Origin of the sequence: Streptomyces sp. NPDC004667, from assembly GCF_040609475.1 — a bacterium.
Taxonomy (GTDB): Bacteria; Actinomycetota; Actinomycetes; order Streptomycetales; family Streptomycetaceae; genus Streptomyces.
The window spans coordinates 1-2149 of record NZ_JBEXKC010000245.1; the positions used below are offsets into that span (position 1 = coordinate 1).

At 71.9% G+C, this 2149-nt stretch carries 2 protein-coding genes; one reads left to right on the forward strand and one right to left on the reverse strand.

Annotation, left to right across the window (positions count from 1 at the left end):
* Positions 1–61: 61 nt before the first annotated feature.
* On the reverse strand, positions 62–292 hold the full coding sequence (locus tag ABZW32_RS39725; RefSeq protein WP_356225780.1) for a hypothetical protein: 231 nt from the start codon (positions 290–292) through the stop codon (positions 62–64).
* Positions 293–671: 379 nt separating this feature from the next.
* Here ABZW32_RS39725 and ABZW32_RS39730 point away from each other — a divergent pair, with 379 nt between their 5' ends.
* Positions 672–1904 (forward strand): FAD-dependent oxidoreductase, encoded by a 1233-nt coding sequence (locus tag ABZW32_RS39730; protein WP_356225782.1) that lies wholly within the window; start codon positions 672–674, stop codon positions 1902–1904.
* The last annotated feature ends 245 nt before the right edge of the window (positions 1905–2149 follow it).

Below are 2149 nucleotides of genomic sequence, written 5' to 3' on the forward strand. Positions count from 1 at the left end.
ACACTCGTAGGTGCGGACCGTCTTTCGACGGTCCGCACCGGTACGGCTCGGGCTCGGTTCGTCAGCAGCCGCCGCCGTCGTCCCATCCGCCTCCGCCCCAGTCGTCATCGTTGTCGGACCATCCGCCGTTTCCGTGGTCGTCGTCCCAACCGCCGCCGCCGTGACTGTAGGTGACGGAGTGGGTGGGCATGGCCGCGGAGGCCGTACCCGCGGCGCCGAGCGCCGCGCCGCCGGCCATGAGAACACCGATGGCGGACACGGCGAAGAGCCGCTTGACTCTGAGTGCTTGCATGGTTTCAGAACCCTTCTCGATGCTGTGCCACGCGTGGTGGCACGAATGCGTTCTGCCTCCTCTCGTGAAAACGTGCACGGAGTTTTCCTGTGGCTGAATGAATGTGCTGCGTGCGCATCCGCCGTCAACGTGGCCTCTTCGAGCCACGGACCCCCTGCCGACACGCGAATCCCTGGCCGCGTGCACCACTGCGGGCAGAGAGCGGATCCCGCAGTTGCGGCCGTCTTCTCCCCATGCTAGCCACCTCCGCGCGACTCGTCATCTCGGGCAGCTGGCCGACCCGGCGGCCGGGCCCGGCGCCGCCGGTGCCGGAACCGGCCCTCCCCGTGCGGTATACGTCTCCTGGGGTTCGCCCGATCCCCGCGAAGGAGGTGGCGGTGTGGAGCGTACGACGTGCTGCGTCGTGGGAGGCGGGCCGGCCGGGATGGTGCTGGCGCTGCTGCTGGCGAGGGCCGGGGTGGAGGTGACCGTGCTGGAGAAGCACGGCGACTTCCTGCGCGACTTCCGCGGCGACACCGTGCACCCCTCCACCCTGTCGCTCCTCGACGACATCGGCCTCGCCGAACGGTTCGCCCGGCTGCCCCAGCGCCGGGTGACGTCGGTGCAGCTCCCCATCGGGCCGGACCGGTCCCTCGTCACGGTCGGGAACATCGGCGCGCTCCACGGGAAGTACAACTACATCGCGATGGTGCCCCAGTGGGACCTGCTCGACCTGCTCGCCGACGAAGCCGGCCGGGAGTCCTCCTTCCGCCTGCGCATGGACACCGAGGTGACCTCTTACCTCACGGAGCGCGGGCGGGTCACGGGCGTGCGCTACCGCACCGCGGACGGCGGCACCGGTGAGCTCCGTGCCACCCTCACCGTGGCCTGCGACGGCCGGGGTTCCCTGGCCAGAACCCTGCCCGAACTCGGCCTGGAAGACTTCCCCTGCCCCATGGACGCCTGGTGGTTCCGGCTGCCGCGCCACGAGGACGATCCCAGCGGACTCGTGGGCGGCCTGGGCGACCGGTTCTTCACCGCGCTGATCGACCGGGGCGACTACTGGCAGTGCGCGGCCCTCATCCCCAAGGGCACCGACGCGGAGCGGCGCGCGGAGGGCCTGGAGCGGTTCATGACCCGGTTCACGACCGCCGTCCCGTGGCTGGCCGGCCGCAGCGACGCCGTCACCTCCTGGGACGAGGTGAAACTCCTCGACGTACGCCTCGACCGCCTCCGCCGCTGGCACCGTCCGGGGCTGCTGTGCATCGGCGACGCCGCCCACGCGATGTCACCCGTCTTCGGCATCGGCATCAACCTCGCCGTGCAGGACGCGGTGGCCGCGGCCCGCCACCTCGTGCGTCCGCTGCGCGAGGGCACCGTAGGACTCCACGACGTGCGCCGCGTCCAACTCCGCCGCTGGCCGACCACCGTGGCGACCCAGGGCCTCCAGCGCCTGGCCCACGCCCAGGTCATCGAACCGCTGCTGGCGGGCCGCACCGCGTTCGGCGACCCCCGGCGGGCCCAACGGATGACGGAGCTCGTCACCGACTCGCGGTGGCTGAACCGGATCCCCGCCTACTTCATCGGATACGGAGCCCTGCGCGAGCGCCCCCCGAGGGAATCGCTCCGCTGAAGCGGCCCGCGTCCCGGCCCGCCGGGCGCGACGGTGGGAGGCTGTCCTTGCCGCTCGGTCGAGCGCGGGCGCCACACGTTCCCCGATCCCGTGTGCCGCCCCTGTCGCGACGCAGGACAGAGGGAGTTCGCCGTATGCAGACCCGGTGCACGCAGCCCCGTTCGGCCGATGACCCGCGCGGACGAGCGGCGTGGGCGACCGCCCTCGTCCTGATCGCGGTCACCGCACTCCTCGGGAGCACGGCC

Coding starts and splice junctions, on each gene's coding strand:
- ABZW32_RS39725 (WP_356225780.1), bottom strand. CDS start 292: ATGCAAGCACTCAGAGTCAAGCGGCTCTTCGCCGTGTCCGCCATCGGT.